Raw genomic sequence first — 16775 nt, 5'->3', positions numbered from 1 at the left:
GGCCGCATCCTACCGCAAAACGGAACGGATCGCCTCAAAACAGGAAGTACCGCTGCGCCATCGGCAGGACGTCGGCGGGCTCGCAGACCAGCAATTCGCCGTCGGCGCGGACGTCGTAGGTCTCGGGGTCGACCTCGATGTCGGGGGTGGCGTCGTTGAGGATCATGCTCTTCTTCGAGATGCCGCCGCGCACGTTCTCGACGGCGACGAGGCGCTTCTGCACGCCGAGGCGGTCGCCGAGCCCGTCCTCGATCGCCGCCTTCGACACGAAGGTCAGGGCGGTGGCGAAGGGCACCCGGCCGCAAGCCCCGAACATCGGTCGGTAATGCACCGGCTGCGGCGTCGGGATCGAGGCGTTGGGGTCGCCCATCGGGGCGGTGGCGATGGCGCCGCCCTTGATGACGAGATCGGGCTTCACCCCGAAGAAGGCCGGATTCCACAGGACGAGGTCGGCGAGCTTGCCCGGCTCCACCGAGCCGATATGGGCCGAGACGCCGTGCGCGATGGCGGGGTTGATGGTGTACTTGGCCACGTAGCGGCGGGCGCGCAGGTTGTCGTTGCCGGAGGTGTCCCCGGGCAGGGCGCCGCGCTGGCGCTTCATCTTGTCGGCCGTCTGCCAGGTGCGGATGACGACCTCGCCGACCCGGCCCATGGCCTGGCTGTCCGACGACATCATCGAGAGGGCGCCGATGTCGTGCAGGATGTCCTCGGCCGCGATGGTCTCGCGGCGGATGCGGCTCTCCGCGAAGGCCAGATCCTCGGGGATCGCCGGGTCGAGGTGATGGCACACCATCAGCATGTCGAGATGCTCGTCGATGGTGTTCTTCGTATAGGGGCGCGTCGGATTGGTGGAGGAGGGCAGCACGTTGGCGAGCCCCGCCACCTTGATGATGTCCGGTGCGTGGCCGCCGCCCGCCCCCTCGGTGTGGAAGGCGTGGATGGTCCGCCCCGCGAAGGCCCGGATCGTGTCCTCGACGAAGCCGGATTCGTTGAGGGTGTCGGAGTGGATCATCACCTGCACGTCGTGGAGGTCGGCGACCGTGAGGCAGGTGTCGATGGCCGCGGGGGTGGTGCCCCAGTCCTCGTGGAGCTTGAGGGCGCAGGCGCCGGCGCGGATCATCTCCACCAGGCTCTCGGGCCGGGCGGCGTTGCCCTTGCCCGCGAAGGCGAGGTTCATCGGGAAGGCATCCGCCGCCTCGATCATCCGGGCGAGGTGCCAGGGGCCGGGGGTGCAGGTGGTGGCGAAGGTGCCGTGCGCCGGCCCGGTGCCGCCTCCGAGCATCGTGGTGATGCCCGAGCACAGGGCCTCGTCGATCTGCTGCGGGCAGATGTAGTGGATGTGGCTGTCGAACCCGCCGGCCGTGAGGATCTTGCCTTCGCCGGCGATCACTTCGGTGCCGGGGCCGACCACGATGTCCACGCCGGGCTGGATGTCCGGGTTGCCGGCCTTGCCGAGCCTGGCGATCCGGCCCTTCACGAGGCCGACGTCGCACTTCACCACGCCCCAATGGTCGAGGACCACCGCGTTGGTGATGACGGTGTCGACGGCGCCGTCCTGGTTGGTGACCTGGGATTGCCCCATGCCGTCGCGGATGACCTTGCCGCCGCCGAACTTCACCTCCTCGCCGTAGGTGGTGTGGTCCCGCTCCACCTCGATCACCAGCGACGTATCGGCGAGGCGGATGCGGTCGCCGGTGGTGGGGCCGAACATGTCGGCATAGGCGGCCCGGGGCAGGGCGGCGCGGGGGGGCATGTTGGCCATGGCGTCAGAGCGCTCCCATCACGTCGCCGCGGAAGCCGTACACGGTGCGGCCTCCACCGAGCGGCACCAGCACCACCTCCCGGGTCACGCCGGGCTCGAAGCGCACCGCCGTGCCGGGGGCGATGTCGAGGCGCTGGCCGCGCGCCGCCGCGCGGTCGAAGGTCAGGCCGGGATTGACCTCGTAGAAGTGGTAATGCGAGCCGACCTGGATCGGCCGGTCGCCGACGTTGGACACCGTCACGACCGTGCGGGGCAGATCGGCGTTGAAGACGATCTCGCCGGGCTGCGTGGTCACGGTGCCGGGCACCTCCGCCGAGGCCGCGCCCCGGATCGGGTGGTGCACGGTGACGAGCTTGGTCCCGTCCGGGAAGGTCGCCTCGACCTGGATGTCGTGGATCATCTCGGGGATGCCGTCCATGCACTGCTCGGCGGTGAGCACGTGCCCGCCGGCCTGCATCAGCTCCGAGACCGAGCGCCCGTCCCGGGCGCCCTCGACCACGAAGTCGCTGATCAGCGCCACCGCCTCCGGGTAGTTCAGCTTCACGCCGCGGCCGAGCCGGTTGCGGGCCACCTGCGCGGCCATGGCGAGGAGGAGCTTGTCCTTTTCGCGTGGGGTCAGGAGCACGGGGACCTCGGAGGTTGGGCGCGGACGTCTCGGGCCCGGGAAGGCAAGGACCGTGCGCGGCGGAACCGCGCGCCGGGAACGCGGCGCGCATGGATGCATCCCTGGACAGCGAGCGCAAGCTTGCCGCGGCCCGCCCTCCGGTTGACAGGATGCGGGTCCCCGGCCGAACAGCGGGGGCGATCCTTCTCTCCGTCCCGAGGGCCGGCCGTTGACCTATCCCCGCGACCTCGTCGGCTACGGCCGCACCCCGCCGCACCCGCATTGGCCCGACGGCGCGCGCATCGCGGTGCAGATCGTGCTGAATTACGAGGAGGGGGGCGAGAACTGCATCCTGCACGGGGATGCGGCCTCCGAGGCCTTCCTGTCGGAGATCGTCGGGGCGCAGCCCTGGCCGGGCCAGCGCCACATGAGCCTGGAATCCCTGTTCGAGTACGGCTCGCGGGCCGGGTTCTGGCGCCTCTGGCGGCTGTTCCAATCGCGAAAAATTCCCGTCACCGCCTTCGCGGTCGCCACCGCGCTCGCCCGCCACCCGGACGTCGCCGCGGCGATGCGGGAGGCCGACTGGGAGATCGCCTGCCACGGCCTCAAGTGGATCGACTACCGCGACTTCACCCGCGCCGAGGAGAAGGCGCACATGGAGGAGGCGATCCGCATCCACACCGAGATCACGGGCGCCCGCCCGCGCGGCTGGTACACCGGGCGCTCCTCGCCCCACACCCTCGACCTCGGGATCGAGGCCGGGATGACCTATCTGGCCGATTCCTACGCCGACGACCTGCCGTACTGGATCGACGAGCCCAGCGGCCGGGGCCTGGTGGTGCCCTACACGCTGGACGCCAACGACATGAAATGCGCGGCGATCCAGGGCTTCAACACGGGCGACCACCTCTTCACCTACCTACGCGACACCTTCGACGCGCTCTACGCCGAGGGGGCGGAGGCGCCCAAGATGATGTCGGTGGGCCTGCATTGCCGGCTCGTCGGCCGGCCCGGGCGGATCGGCGCCCTGGTCCGCTTCCTCGACCACATCGCCGCCCACGACCGGGTCTGGATCGCCCGGCGCATCGACATCGCCGAGCACTGGATGCGGACGCACCCGCCCGCCTGAGGGCGGCGCGCCGCAATAGCGCGGGACATGCCGGCTCGCCCCCCTTGCCAGGCGCCGCCGCCGCGGGCTTCGATGCGGGCCATGACAGAGACCAGCCCGGACGCCGCCGTCGCCCCCCCGCCCGCGCGCCGGCGCCGCAAGGACGGCGAGGCGCGCCGCGTGATGATCCTCGATGCGGGGCTCGCCCTGTTTTCGAGCGTCGGGCTGCACGGCGCCAGCGTCGAGGGCATCGCCGAGCGGGCCGGCCTCTCGAAGACCAACCTGCTCTACTACTTCCCCTCCAAGGAGGCGCTCTACGTCGCGGTCCTGCGCCGGGTGCTCGCGGTCTGGCTCGATCCGCTCCAGGCCTTCGACGCCGACAGCGAGCCGGTCGAAGCCTTCCGGCACTACATCCGCGCCAAGCTGACCCTGTCGCGCGACGCGCCCCAGGCCTCGCGCCTGTTCTGCCTGGAGATCGTGCAGGGGGCGCCGCTGCTGCGGCCGGAGCTGGAAGGCCCCTTGCGCGACCTCGTGGAGGCCAAGGCCACCGTCATCCGGAGCTGGAGCGCGCAGGGACGGATCGGCCCACACGACCCCCATCACCTGATCTTCTCGATCTGGGCGATCACCCAGCACTATGCCGACTTCGCCGTGCAGGTGGATGCCGTCACCGGGCGCAGCCTCGACGATCCGGCCTTCTTCGAAGCGGTCGTCGGCAGCACGCAGGAGCTGATCCTGGCGGGCCTCGGCCTGAATCCGAGACCGTAGGGGGCGGAATCCGCCGCCGATCTGGGCAGGGATCGCTCAACCGCTGGGCAAACCGAAGAGACTTTATGCAACCGCCGGAAAAACGCCGAATGGAGTTTGACCATTTGGTCTGAATAGAGTTGGATCGTCGGTGCCGGGGGTGATTCCAGTCTCCCGTCCGGTCCCGACAGGCCCTCGTCTTGCTTTGTCCAGTCCGTGCCTGTTGCGAAGTCTTGTCCTTCAGTCGGGTCCTGCCCGTGCGAGCGAGGTTGCCATGAACGTCGGCGTCTTCATACCGATCGGAAACAACGGCTGGCTCCTGTCGGAGAACGCGCCGCAGTACAAGCCGAGCTTCGAGCTGAACAAGCAGATCGTGCTCAAGGCCGAGGGCTACGGCCTCGACTTCGCGCTGTCGATGATCAAGCTGCGGGGCTTCGGCGGCAAGACCGAGTTCTGGGACCACAACCTCGAATCCTTCACCCTGATGGCGGGCCTGGCGGCCGTCACCAGCCGGATCAAGCTGTTCGCCACGGCCGCCACCCTGTGCATGCCCCCCGCCATCACGGCCCGCATGGCCGCGACCATCGACTCGATCTCGAACGGGCGCTTCGGCCTCAACCTCGTCACCGGCTGGCAGCGGCCGGAATACGCGCAGATGGGCCTGTGGCCCGGGGACGAATACTTCTCCCGCCGGTACGAGTACCTCTCGGAATACGCACAGGTGCTGCGCGACCTGTGGGAGACGGGGGTCTGCGACCGCAAGGGCGAATTCTTCCAGATGGACGATTGCCGCCTGAGCCCGCGCCCGCAGGCCGCGATGAAGATCATCTGCGCCGGCCAGTCCAGCGCCGGCATGGCGTTCACGGCGAAGTACGCCGACTACAATTTCTGCTTCGGCAAGGGCGTGAACACGCCCACGGCCTTCGCCCCCACGGTGGCGCGGCTGGAGGAGGCCAAGGCCACGATGGGGATGGCCGCCACCGGCCGCGACGTCTCCTCCTACGTGCTGTTCATGGTCATCGCCGACGAGACCGACGAGGCCGCCCGCGCCACCTGGGAGCACTACAAGGCCGGCGCCGACCAGGAGGCCATCGCCTGGCTCGGGGTCCAGGGGGCCGCCGACACCAAGTCCGGCACCGACACCAACGTGCGCCAGATGGCGGACCCGACCTCCGCGGTGAACATCAACATGGGCACGCTGGTCGGCTCCTACGCCGAGGTGGCGCGGATGCTCGACGAGGTCGCCACCGTGCCGGGCACCGAGGGCGTGCTCCTGGTGTTCGACGACTTCCTCAAGGGGCTCGACGCCTACGGCACCCGCATCCAGCCCCTGATGAAGAGCCGCGCCCACATCGCGGACGACGCCCCCGCCGCAGGGGACGCCGAGACCATGGTCAAGGTGGCGTGATGGACCAGAGCGCAAGACCAGCCGGCTACACCGACGCAGAGGGGCGCCAGGGCGGCATCACCCTGGCGGCCCGGCCCGAACCCATCGCCTTCGACGGATCCGCCACCGCGCTCATCGTCGTCGACATGCAGAACGCCTACACCAGCCCGGGCGGCTACCTCGATCTCGCCGGCTTCGACGTCTCGGGCACCGGACCGGTGGTGGCGCAGATCGCCCGCGCGGTGACGGCGGCGCGGTCCGCCGGGATCCGGATCGTCTGGTTCCAGAACGGCTGGGACCCGGACTACGTCGAGGCCGGCGGACCGGGTTCGCCGAACTGGCACAAGTCCAACGCCCTCAAGACCATGCGGGCCCAGCCGGGCATGAACGAACGCCTGCTGGCCAAGGGAACCTGGGACTACGCCCTGGTCGACGCCCTCCGGCCCGAGCCCGGCGACATCGTACTGGGCAAGCCGCGCTACAGCGGCTTCTACAACACCCAGCTCGACAGCCTGCTGCGCGCGGCCGGCATCCGCACCCTGGTCTTCACCGGCATCGCCACCAACGTCTGCGTGGAATCGACCCTGCGCGACGGCTTCTTCCTCGAATATTTCGGCATCGTGCTGGCCGACGCCACCCACCAGGCAGGCCCGCCGGCCCTGCAGGCGGGGGCGCTCGCCAACATCGAGACCTTCTTCGGCTGGGTCTCGGACGTCGCCGCCTTCGAGGCGGCCGTCGCACCGGACCTCGATCGCACGGAGGCCGCCGCATAGGGCCGCCGGCGCGAAGCCGGACCCCGTGCCGGACCGCGTTCCCCCTCCCCACGCGGGCAGGAAGACACGTCGGCGCCTCCTGCGCGGAGTCGCCCCGATTCAGATATCCTCCGAGGAGCCCCCGAAGATGCCCAAGACCGCGATCATCCCGCCCGGCACCGGCAAGCCGCTGGCCCCCTACGTTCCCGGCACCCTGGCGGACGGCGTCCTCTACGTCTCGGGCACGCTGCCCCTCGATGCCGAGGCCAACGTCGTGCACGTGGGCGACGCCGCCGCCCAGACCCGGCACGTGCTGGAGACGATCAAGGGCGTGGTCGCCGCCGCCGGGGGCAGCATGGACGACGTCACCTTCAACCACGTCTTCCTCAAGGACTGGGCCGACTACGCTGCCATCAACGGGGTCTATGCCGAGTACTTCCCCGGCGAGAAGCCGGCGCGCTACTGCATCCAGTGCGGCCTGGTGAAGCCCGACGCCCTGGTGGAGATCGCCTCGGTGGCGCATGTGGGCGGGGCCTGAGGCGGCATGGCCGGATCGCTCCACCATGCCGTCCACGGCATCGGCGACCGCACGGTCCTGCTCTCGGCGGGCCTCGGCGGCTCGGCCGCCTACTTCGCGCCGCAGATGGCGGCGCTGACCCAGCGGTTCCGCGTCATCACCTACGACCATCGCGGCACCGGCCGCTCGGGCGGGAGCCTGGAGCCCGGCCACGACATCGCCGCCATGGCCCGGGACGCCCTCGCGGTGATGGAAGCCTGCGGGGTCGAACGCTGCGACGTCGTCGGCCACGCCCTCGGCGGCCTGATCGGCCTCGAACTCGCCCGGACCGCCCCGGAGCGCGTCGGTCGCCTCGCCGTGGTCAACGGCTGGGCGCGGGCGGATTCCGCCACGAAGCGCTGCTTTGCCGCCCGGAAGGTGCTGTTGGCCGAGAGCCCCGAGGCCTATGTCCGCGCCCAGGCGATCTTCCTCTACCCGGCGGAATGGCTGTCCCGGAACGCGGCCCGGGTGGCCGAGGACGAGGCGCACGCCCTGGCGCAGTTCCCCGGGCGCGAGACCGTCCTGGCCCGGATCGCCGCCCTCGAGGCCTTCGACCTGACGGCGGATCTCCCGCACATCCCGCACGAGACGCTGGTGATGGCGGCGGACGACGACGTCCTGGTGCCCTATCTGTGTTCGGAAGACCTTGCGCGCGGCCTGCCGAACGCGCAGCTCGACCGGGTCCCCAGCGGCGGCCACGCGCACAGCGTCACCCGCGCCGACGCCTTCAACCGGACGCTCGTGGCGTTCCTCGACCGACAGGAGTGATCACCGTGAGCCAGACGAGGCCGAGCGACGCGGCGCACCCATCATCCGTCGAGGCCGACACCCTTCCCGTCGAGGCCGACGCCTTCCGCGGCGCCATGGCGCGCGTGGCCGGCGCGGTCCATCTCGTCACCACCGACGGGCCGGGCGGCCGGGCCGGTTTCACCGCCTCGGCGGTGTGCAGCGTGAGCGACGGGCCGCCGACGCTGCTGGTTTGCATCAACCGGTCGTCCTCGGCCTACGCGGCCGTGAGCGCCAACGACGTGCTCTGCGTCAACACCCTGGCGGCGGAGCAATCCGAGATCGCGGCGGCCTTCGGCGGGCGCACCCCGATGGAGACGCGCTTCGCCGCGGCCACCTGGACCACCCTGGTGACCGGAGCGCCGGCCCTCCCCGGGGCGCTCTCCGCCTTCGATTGCCGCATCGTCGGGCGTCACGCGGTCGGCACCCACGACGTGCTCTATTGCGAGGTGGTGGGCCTGGCCGAACCCGGCGACGGGCACGGCCTCGTCTACGCCGATCGACGCTATCACACCGTGCCGCTCGGCGTCGTGGCCCCGCGCGAAGCGGCGGCCTGAACGCCATCCGCCCCGGACCCCTCCGGAAACGGGGGCTCCCGGAACGACGACAGCCGGCGCCCCCGCCTGGGAACACCGGCCGTCGTCGGGATCGGACCGCGCAGGCTTGCCCGCGAGATCGCGTGCCGCTCGGCATCCCGAAGGCGGCGAACGGATCGGACCCGGGACTTACCAGCGGTCGGTGCGGGGGGCGCGGACCGAACCGGTGGTGAGGTCATCGGTGAGGTGCCGCTGCGCGACGGGCTGGCCATGGCTCCGGCGCAACGCGTTCAGGTTGTTGGCGGCGGCCCGACCTTCGAGACCGGCGGGCGCCACGGCCGCCGGGATGCCGGCAGGCGCGGTGTAGCTCTGGGCGAGGGCTCCGGACGCGGACAGGCCCAGGGCGATGGCGAGGGCGGCGGTGAGGTGACGATGGCGCATGGCAGGGATCCTTGATCGGAACACGTCTCGCAAAGACGCGAGGGGGCGTGTTCGAGTTCCTGCAATCTGTGCGCGTATGCCACCGAAAACAACACGGACTGCTCGATGCGCGTGCATCAAGGATGAGCAAAGCAGCATGCGGTCCGGCGCCCATCCCCCAGTGGAAGCACCGGAAAGCTTCGGAATCCTCAGTGATTTCCATGCCTTGGGCGGAGACCGCCCCTCTTTTCGGCAACGTGGCTGCCTTGGCACGATTCCGGACGCCGTGTGCGGATCGGCACGCGCACGGCCAGATTTTCGGGAAGCGGGTTGTGGCGCGCCGGCCCGCCCGGAGGCGGAATCGCCGTGATCCGATCCGTCCGGGGCCGCGTCGCGGCGTCAGGCGCCGCGCGTGAGGGTGGCCTCGATCTGGCCGTGCGGCTCGTCGGTGGGCAGGAAGACCTGGCCCCCGTGGGCGATGCCGAAGGGCGCGAGGTTCATCGGGAGGTAGTGCTTGTTAGGCATCGCGAAGTGGATCTCGGCGATGTCCGGCCGGGCCGCCAGCACCGCCTCGCCCATGCGGTACATGCTGTCCTGCACGCCGGCGCTGTAGGTGGTGGCGAAGACCGTGATCAGCGTGTCGAGCACCGTCGCGTTGGTCGCCACCGGGTCGGTGGGCGGCGCGGTCCAGGTCCAGGTCGCGTCCATGCTGGTGGCGCAGATGCGGTCGTGGGTGTCGGGCAGGGTCCGGAAGGCGTCGTCGACGAAATCGGCCCAGCCGGATTCGGTGGTCTTCATCAGGGTGTAGCCGCGCAGGCCCGATTGCAGCACTGCGCCGGTCCGGTCGGCGACGAGGCGGACGAAGGGCGCGCCGTTGCCGTCGAGGGTGAAGGTGTGGGCGTGCGGCACCCCGTCGACGGTCCGGCGCAGCCAGCGGGTCTCCAGGGCCTCGATGGTGACGGCGGCGACCTGCGCGTAGCGTTCCAGGAACAGGGCGGCGACGTGGCCGACGAAGGCCTCGGTCTCGGCCTCGACGTATTGGGCGGCCGTGACATTGACGATGTTCTTGATGCTGTCGGTGGCGATCACCTGCCGGTTGTCGCCCGCCGTCCAGGCCGCGCCGAAATCGCCTTCCAGCAGCACCGTCAGGGTGAGTTCGCGCACCGCGTGGCGGGCGCTCTCCCGGGCGAGCCGGAGCACCCGCACCCGACCCTTGCCGTAGCGTGCCTTCGTCAGGGCCATGATGGGTCTCCTCCGGTGATGGGACGCCGAGGGTCTCACGCCTCGGCGGCGTGGGCGAGGCGGGCCGCCGCGGCCCGGGCGTCCGCCCGACTGCCGAGCCCGTTGAAGAACAGGTTCAGGCTCACGGCCGACAGGGCGGCGAGGAGGATGCCGGATTCCAGCAGCGGATGCAGCACGTCCGGCATCTGCTTGAAGAAGGCGGGCGCCACCAGGGGGATCAGGCCGAAGCCCACCGACACCGCGACGACGAACAGGTTGTTGCGGTTGGCGGCGAAATCCACCGCCCCGAGGATGCGGGTGCCGGTGGCCGCCACCATGCCGAACATGACGAGCCCGGCCCCGCCGAGGATGCAGGGCGGCACGGCCTCCACCAGGGCGGCGAGCTTCGGGATCAGGCCGAGGACCAGCATCACCACGCCGCCGATCACCGCGACCCAGCGCGAGCGCACGCCGGTGACGCCGACGAGGCCGATGTTCTGCGAGAACGCGGTGTACGGGAAGGTGTTGAAGACCCCGCCCAGCACGGTGCCGAGGCCATCGGCGCGCAGGCCCCGGATCAGGCGCGCCGCGTCCACGGTCTCGCCGGTGATCTCGGCGAGCGCCAGGAACATGCCGGTGGATTCGATCATCACCACCACCATGACGAGGCACAGGGTGAGGCTGGCGACGAGGTCGAAGGTCGGCGCCCCGAAGGCGAAGGGCCGCACCACGTCGAACCACGGCGCCGTGGCCACCCGCGACAGGTCGACGAGGCCGAAGGCTCCCGCCGCGGCCATGCCGACCACGATGCCGATCAGCACGGAGGCCGAGGCGACGAAGCCGCGGGCGTACCGGGTCAGGCCCAGGATGACGAGGAGGACGAACAGCGCGAGGCCGAGATAGAGCAGGGCCCCGTAGCGCGGGTTGCCGAGGCCGCCGGCGGCCCAGTTCACGCCCACCCGCATCAGCGAGATGCCGATGACGAGGATCACCGTGCCGGTCACCACCGGCGGGAACAGGGGCAGGAGACGCCCCACCAGGGGCGCGGCGAGGAGCGCGAACAGGCCCGCGACGATGACGGCGCCGTAGATGCCCGCGAGCCCGAGGGCCGGGTTGGTGCCCAGGGCGATCATCGGCGTCACCGCCGCGAAGGTCACGCCCATCATCACCGGCATGCGGATGCCGATGCCGGGCAGGCCCCAGCTCTGGATCAGGGTGGCGAGGCCGCAGGCGAACAGGTCGGCGCTCACCAGCATCGCCACCTGCTCGGGCGGCAGCCCGAGGGCGCGCCCGACGATGAGCGGCACCGCCACGGCCCCGGCATACATCACCAGGACGTGCTGGAGGGCGAGCAGGCCGAGCGCCACCGGAGGAACCCGGGTGGCCGGGACGATCCGGGCCGGGCTGATCTGAGCAGAACCGTGATCCACGCGTCGGTCCCCCGTCCCGCGAGCCCCGCCGGGCTGCCGGTCCCGAGGTCCGCAAACCACGTGCCATCCGGCCGATCCTCACCCGGCGGCGCGCACGCCCTCGACCGTGGGGCGGTCCGGTGTAAGATCCGGACCAACAGCGCAGCTTGACGCTGGTCGGGCGAGGAACAGGCACATGGTCAGGACCACCGCTCTCGTGGGCGCGCTCCTCTGCGCGGGCCTCGCCCAGCCGGCCCTGGCCCGGGTCACCGCCGTCGAGATCCGGACCGTCGAGCCCTTCGCCGACGGCCAGAGCTTCGGCGAGGCGGGCGCCTACGAACGGGTGATCGGCGTCGTGCGCGGGGAGCTCGACCCGGCCGACCCGCGCAACGCCGGCATTGTCGACCTCATACGGGCGCCCCGAAACACGCGCGGGCTCGTGGAATACAGCACCGACCTGTTCATGCTCCGGCCGAAGGATCCCGCCCGCGCCAGCGGCACGCTGCTCTACGAGGCGCTGAACCGCGGCCGGAAGTTCCTGTTTAACTGGGTCCTCGACGCGCCCCCGCAGGCGGCCCAGGCGGTGAACGATCCGCGCACCGCCCAGGATGCGGGCACCGCCCTGGTCCTGCGCCGGGGTGACACCGTGGTCTGGTCGGGCTGGGAGGCGGAGGCCCTGCGTCAGCTGGGCGGCATGGCGATCGACGTACCGGTAGCCACGCAAGGCGGGGCGCCCATCGTCGAGACCGTGCGGGACGAACTCGTGAGCGCCACCCGGGGGCCGCCCGAGGCGCCGTTCTTCCTCACCTTCAAGGCGGCGAACCCCGACAAGGCCGGCGCCCGCCTCACCGTGCGCCGCCGGGAGGCGGACACGCCGCGCCCCGTCCCGGACGGTGCCTGGACCTTCGCCGGGCCCGGCGAGCTCCGCCTCCTGCCCGCCACCGTCAAGCCGGAGCCGGGCACACTCTACACCCTGACCTATCCGGCCGCGAACCCGAAGGTGCTCGGCATCGGCTTCGCCGCCACCCGGGACGTCGTCGCCCATCTCCGCGGACCGGCCTCGTCCGAGAACCCGGCGGGCGGCGCGATCCGCCACGCGGTCGCCCTCGGCATCTCCCAGAGCGGGCGCTTCCTGCGGGACTACATCCACCAGGGCTTCAATCAGGACGAGGACGGCCGGCGCGTCTTCGACGGGATGCTGCTGCACATCTCCGGCATCGGCGGGGTGTACCTCAATGCCCGCTTCGGCCAGCCCTCGCGCACCAACACCCAGCACGAGGACCACCTCTACCCCGAGAACGCGTTCCCGTTCTCGGCCGCTCCCCAGCACGATCCCGTCACCGGCCGGACCGGCTCGCTGCTGCGCGGGGACGGGTTCGACCCGCTGCTGATGGAGGTCAACACCAGCACCGAGTACTGGCAGAAGGGGGCCTCGCTCCTCACCACCGATTCCCTGGGCCAAACCGACGTCGCCCTGCCGGACACCGCCCGGGCCTATCTCGTCTCCAGCGGATTCCATTACGGGCGCGCCGGCCTGAGTGCGGCCCGCGGGCCGTGCCTCCATCCGCGCAACACCCTGAGCCCCGCCCCGGCCCTGCGCGCCCTCTTGGTCGCCCTGGAGGACTGGGTCGCCCGCGGGGTCGCGCCGCCGCCGAGCCGCGTGCCGAAGCTCGCGGACGGGACGCTGGTGCCCGCCGCGGAGACCGGGTTTCCCTACATCCCGGGCTTGCGCCTGCCGGATGCCCCGAACGCGATCGCGCGCTTCGCCAGCGCCGTCGATCCCCGTCCGGAGGGCGGTTCGCAGTACCGCCCCCTGGTGCCGAAAGTCGATGCCGACGGCCACGAGATCGCCGGCATCCGCCTGCCCGACGTCGCTGCCCCGCTCGCGACCCAGACCGGCTGGAACCTCTACGCCGAGCCATTCCCGGCGGGCGAGCTCTGCGACCGGGAGGGCAGTCGGCTGCCCCTGGCCGAGACCCGGGCCGAGCGCGAGGCGAAGGGGGACCCGCGCCGCTCCCTGGCCGAGCGCTACCCGACCCGGGGCGACCGGACGGCGGCGGTTGCCCGCGCGGCGGACGGCCTGGTGGCGGAGCGGCTGCTCCTGAAGGAGGACGCGGAACGCCTCGTCGCGGCCGCCCGCGCGGCGGAGGCTCAGCCTTGACCGGCGGCCACGCGCGGACCCCGTGAGGCTCCGGCCCGGTCGGCACGGGCCGCGATGTAAGCGGACGCCTCCCGCGGCGGCAGCGGCCGGCTGAACAGGAAGCCCTGGACCTGCGTGCAGCCTTCCCGGCGCACGAGGTCGAGCTGCTCCGGGGTCTCGACGCCCTCGGCGACGATGCCCATGCCGAGGCGCTCGCCGATGCCGACCACCGCCCGCACGATCGCGGCGGCATCAGGATCGGCGATGTCGCGGATGAAGGAACGGTCGATCTTGATCTGGTCGAAGGGAAAGCGGCGCAGGTAGCTCAGCGAGGAGTAGCCGGTGCCGAAATCGTCGAGGGCGATCCGGACGCCGCGGCCCCGCAAACGGTGTAGGCAGGCGAGGACCGCCTCGGCATCCTGCATCAGCATGCTCTCGGTCACCTCCAGCTTGAGGCGGTTCGCCGGGAGGCCGCTCGCGGCCAGGGCCGACAGCACCGTGGCCTCGAGGCCCGGGCGCCGCAATTGCACCGCCGAGACGTTCACCGCGACGCGGATCGGCGCGGGCCAGCCCGCCGCCTCCCGGCAAGCCTCCTGCAGGGCCCAGGCGCCGAGAGGCACGATGAGCCCCGTCTCCTCGGCGAGGGGAATGAAGGCGCCGGGCGCGAGATCGCCCTGCACGGGATGGCGCCAGCGCATCAGGGCCTCGAAGCCCACCACCGTCCCCGTCGCGGCATCGACCACGGGCTGGTAGGCGAGATGGAAGGCATCGCGGCGGATCGCTTCCTTCATGTCGAGGGCGAGGAGACCGCGCGTGGCGATGCGCGCCCCCGCATCCGGCTCGAACTCCCGATGGGTGTTCCGCCCCGCCGCCTTGGCCTCGTAAAGGGCGATGTCGGCGCGCTTGAACAGCTCGTCCGGGTCACAGTCCTGCTCCGTCGCGACGGTCAGGCCGATACTGACGCCGACTTCGACGCTCTGCCCGTCGAGATCGATCGGTTCGCTCACCGCCGCGATCAGCCGCTCCGCGAGGCAGGCCGCTTCCCGCGCGTCATCGAGATAGGTGAGCACGATGGCGAATTCGTCGCCGCCGAGGCGGGCGATGGTATCGTAGGGTCGCAGAGCCGCGCGCATCCGCTCGGCGACGATGCGCAGCAACGCGTCGCCGGCCGGATGGCCGAGACTGTCGTTGACGGCCTTGAAGCGATCGAGGTCGCAGGCCAGCACCGCGAAGCCGGTCCGAACCCGGCGTGCATGGGCGATCGCCTGATCCAGGCGGTCGCGGAACAGCGTCCGGTTCGGCAGTCCGGTCAGGGCGTCGTGCAGCGCCATGTGACGGACCCGCTCCTCGGCCTCACGACGGGCGCTGACGTCGCGCAGGGTCGCCACGTAGGTGATCCGGTCCTCGGCCTGCGCATCCGGCAGGACGCGGACGGAGGCCTCGATCCAGACGTAGTGACCAGCCTTGTGACGATGCCGCAGGCAGGTGACGAACCGCCCCTCCCGACCCGCCTTCAGCTGAGACCAGTGCTCCGTAAGGTCCGCTGCGTCATCAGGGTGGCAGAACTCGGCCGCGGTGGTTCCGATGAGGTCCTCCGGCTCGTAACCGAGGACCGTCCGCACGGCGGGCGAGACGTAGAGGCAGCGCATGGCGATATCGCCGAGGACGATGACGTCGTTGGCATTCTCGGCGAGGAGCCGATAGCGGCCCTCGCTCGCGCGCAGGGCGCTCTCAGCCGCCCGGCGCGCCGTCATGTCGGTGAAGGTCCGCACGAGCCCGCCCCGCGGCAGGGGCAGGGTGCGGACCTGAAGCACGGTCCCGTCGGGGCGGACGCGCTCGTAATCGTAGATGCGGGCCTCCGGTGCACCGTACTCCAGCCAGGCTCGCAAGGCGTCGGGCAGGTGAGCGAACTCGCCGGTCGCCGCCTGGTGGGCCCGGACGGCCGCGAAGGGCGCACCGTCGTAGAGGAGTTCCTCCGGCACACCTATCAGAGTCGCCACGCGGCGATTGAAGATCCGGATCCGGTCCGCGGCATCAGTCATCAGCAGGCCCTGATCCATGCGTTCCAGGGTGGTGCGGAGGAGGGTGTCCGAGGCCTCGGCCCGATGGCGCGCCTGACAGGCCTCCGACTCGGCGGCGCGCCCGCGCAGGGTCGCCTCGACGAAGAGGGCAAGGTCGGACAGGCGCCGGACCTGGGCCGCACTGAAGCCGGTGCGCGGAACGGTGTCGGCAATGCAGACGGTGCCGGCATGGCGGCCGTCACCCAGAGCGATCGACACGCCGGCATAGAAGCGCAGGAACGGGGCTCCCGTGACCAGCGGATTGGCGGCGAAACGTCGATCACGACGGGTATCGAGCACGATCAGGGGCGCATGGGCTTCGCCGCGAATCGTGTGGGCGCAGAACGCGATCTCCCGCTGCGTGCCCGGAAGGATCAGGCCCTCGCGGCCGAGGAACCACTGACAGGCGCCGTCCAGTTGCGAGACGAAGGCGTAGCGAACGCCGAAGAGCGCGGCCGCTGTCCGGCATACGGCGTCCAGCTCCGGGTCCGGCGCAGGTTGGCTCAAGACCTCGACAGCTACTGGCTCACTCCGAGACGGCGACACTCCGGCCATTCTCATCACACCCACGGGTTTCTGGTCCGTGAGATCTGACATGCAACCTTTAATCGACCCGAAACAGCCGATCGCTTGCTATAGAATTGAGCATCGAGCCTTCCTTCATCTCACACAGCAGACTTTCGAATGTATGAATTCATACAGTTCCGCCAAATGCCGATCCCTCCTTCTCCTGAAGTCGGATCGGCAGGCGACGGACGGGAGTCTCCGGCAGGCTTACGGTGCGCGGGGAGGGCCCTTGCGCAGGTCGTCGTAGAGGCGCTGGACCTCCTGGATCGTCGCGTGGGCCCGGCTCCAGTTCGTCTCGCGGACGTTGGTTTCGGTGAAGACGCTGTGCGAGGTGCCGCCGAATCCGTTGAAGACCGTCTCGACCCCGTCCACCCGGTAGTCGATCCGGTAAGAGGGGCTGAGACCCCGGCCCTTGCCCTTCCCGGTCACCCCGATCCGCACCAGGGCGTCGCCGTGCCGTTTCTGACAGAATCGCATGTTCCCGAGGAGCCGGCGTAGGTACTCCTCGGGCTCGGCGAGCTCACCGGCGACTTGGATCAGCGTCGCGTCGGGCGGAAGGTGCGTCTTGCGGATCATGGCTGGCCTCGCTGCCCGTCCGGCATTCATCGATCGAGCGGGAGCGTCGGCCAGACCACATTTTCACGCGCCTGGCGATCCTTGCGCGGCGACGCGCCCGCGCCGGATGGCCCGCTGCCTGCTATGGCTTGCGCGGCCCTCCGA

General features: G+C 70.8%; 14 protein-coding genes and 1 pseudogene. 8 read left to right on the top strand and 7 right to left on the bottom strand.

Annotation, left to right across the window (positions count from 1 at the left end; translation table 11 throughout):
• Positions 1 to 34: 34 nt before the first annotated feature.
• Both ureC and ASG51_RS03735 read right to left on the bottom strand, forming a co-directional pair.
• Positions 35 to 1762, bottom strand: a complete 1728-nt coding sequence (ureC, locus tag ASG51_RS03740) for an urease subunit alpha (RefSeq protein WP_056379192.1) — start codon at positions 1760 to 1762, stop codon at positions 35 to 37.
• Positions 1763 to 1766: 4 nt separating this feature from the next.
• Positions 1767 to 2387 (bottom strand): urease subunit gamma, encoded by a 621-nt coding sequence (locus tag ASG51_RS03735; protein ID WP_056216674.1) that lies wholly within the window; start codon positions 2385 to 2387, stop codon positions 1767 to 1769.
• Positions 2388 to 2595: 208 nt separating this feature from the next.
• Here ASG51_RS03735 and puuE point away from each other — a divergent pair.
• The 7 genes and pseudogenes from puuE to ASG51_RS03700 form a co-directional block, all read left to right on the top strand.
• Positions 2596 to 3489 (top strand): annotated as a pseudogene (puuE, locus tag ASG51_RS03730) (allantoinase PuuE); the annotation flags it as partial.
• Between the two features lie 87 nt (positions 3490 to 3576).
• Positions 3577 to 4242: an HTH-type transcriptional regulator RutR gene (rutR, locus tag ASG51_RS03725; RefSeq protein WP_056379190.1), complete on the top strand. Its 666-nt coding sequence runs from the start codon at positions 3577 to 3579 to the stop codon at positions 4240 to 4242.
• Between the two features lie 253 nt (positions 4243 to 4495).
• Complete coding sequence (rutA, locus tag ASG51_RS03720; RefSeq protein WP_056216680.1) at positions 4496 to 5629, top strand: pyrimidine utilization protein A; 1134 nt, start codon at positions 4496 to 4498, stop codon at positions 5627 to 5629.
• Positions 5629 to 6381: a pyrimidine utilization protein B gene (gene rutB, locus ASG51_RS03715; RefSeq protein ID WP_056216682.1), complete on the top strand. Its 753-nt coding sequence runs from the start codon at positions 5629 to 5631 to the stop codon at positions 6379 to 6381. The genes rutA and rutB overlap by 1 nt, the downstream gene beginning before the upstream one ends.
• 127 nt (positions 6382 to 6508) lie before the next feature.
• Positions 6509 to 6898 (top strand): pyrimidine utilization protein C, encoded by a 390-nt coding sequence (rutC, locus tag ASG51_RS03710; protein WP_056216684.1) that lies wholly within the window; start codon positions 6509 to 6511, stop codon positions 6896 to 6898.
• A gap of 6 nt (positions 6899 to 6904) precedes the next feature.
• Positions 6905 to 7684, top strand: coding sequence for a pyrimidine utilization protein D (gene rutD / locus ASG51_RS03705; RefSeq protein ID WP_056379188.1), 780 nt, complete (start codon positions 6905 to 6907; stop codon positions 7682 to 7684).
• 95 nt (positions 7685 to 7779) lie between these two features.
• Complete coding sequence (locus tag ASG51_RS03700) at positions 7780 to 8259, top strand: flavin reductase (RefSeq protein WP_056379327.1); 480 nt, start codon at positions 7780 to 7782, stop codon at positions 8257 to 8259.
• 168 nt (positions 8260 to 8427) lie between these two features.
• Here ASG51_RS03700 and ASG51_RS03695 read toward each other — a convergent pair whose 3' ends face one another.
• The 3 genes from ASG51_RS03695 to ASG51_RS03685 all read right to left on the bottom strand — a co-directional run bounded on the left by ASG51_RS03695 (position 8428) and on the right by ASG51_RS03685 (position 11273).
• The gene (locus tag ASG51_RS03695) at positions 8428 to 8679 is read right to left on the bottom strand and encodes a hypothetical protein (protein ID WP_056348942.1); all 252 of its coding nucleotides are present in this window, start codon (positions 8677 to 8679) and stop codon (positions 8428 to 8430) included.
• Between the two features lie 378 nt (positions 8680 to 9057).
• Entirely contained in the window at positions 9058 to 9900 is an 843-nt protein-coding gene (gene pucL, locus ASG51_RS03690) for a factor-independent urate hydroxylase (RefSeq protein ID WP_056270220.1), read from the bottom strand.
• Positions 9901 to 9935: 35 nt separating this feature from the next.
• A complete protein-coding gene (locus tag ASG51_RS03685) occupies positions 9936 to 11273 on the bottom strand; it encodes a nucleobase:cation symporter-2 family protein (protein ID WP_056492252.1) in 1338 nt (445 codons plus the stop codon).
• Between the two features lie 211 nt (positions 11274 to 11484).
• On the opposite strand from ASG51_RS03685, the gene ASG51_RS03680 reads away from it, so the two are divergent.
• Positions 11485 to 13449: an alpha/beta hydrolase domain-containing protein gene (locus tag ASG51_RS03680; protein ID WP_056379186.1), complete on the top strand. Its 1965-nt coding sequence runs from the start codon at positions 11485 to 11487 to the stop codon at positions 13447 to 13449.
• Here the strand turns inward: ASG51_RS03680 and ASG51_RS03675 are convergent.
• Complete coding sequence (locus ASG51_RS03675) at positions 13440 to 15995, bottom strand: EAL domain-containing protein (RefSeq protein WP_056379183.1); 2556 nt, start codon at positions 15993 to 15995, stop codon at positions 13440 to 13442. The genes ASG51_RS03680 and ASG51_RS03675 overlap by 10 nt on opposite strands.
• Positions 15996 to 16262: 267 nt before the next feature.
• On the bottom strand, positions 16263 to 16631 hold the full coding sequence (locus ASG51_RS03670; protein ID WP_056379182.1) for a hypothetical protein: 369 nt from the start codon (positions 16629 to 16631) through the stop codon (positions 16263 to 16265).
• Between the last annotated feature and the right edge of the window lie 144 nt (positions 16632 to 16775).

It is taken from the genome of Methylobacterium sp. Leaf465 (genome assembly GCF_001424705.1).
In the GTDB taxonomy this organism is placed as follows: domain Bacteria; phylum Pseudomonadota; class Alphaproteobacteria; order Rhizobiales; family Beijerinckiaceae; genus Methylobacterium.
This window is presented reverse-complemented; position numbering and strand designations above follow the sequence as displayed.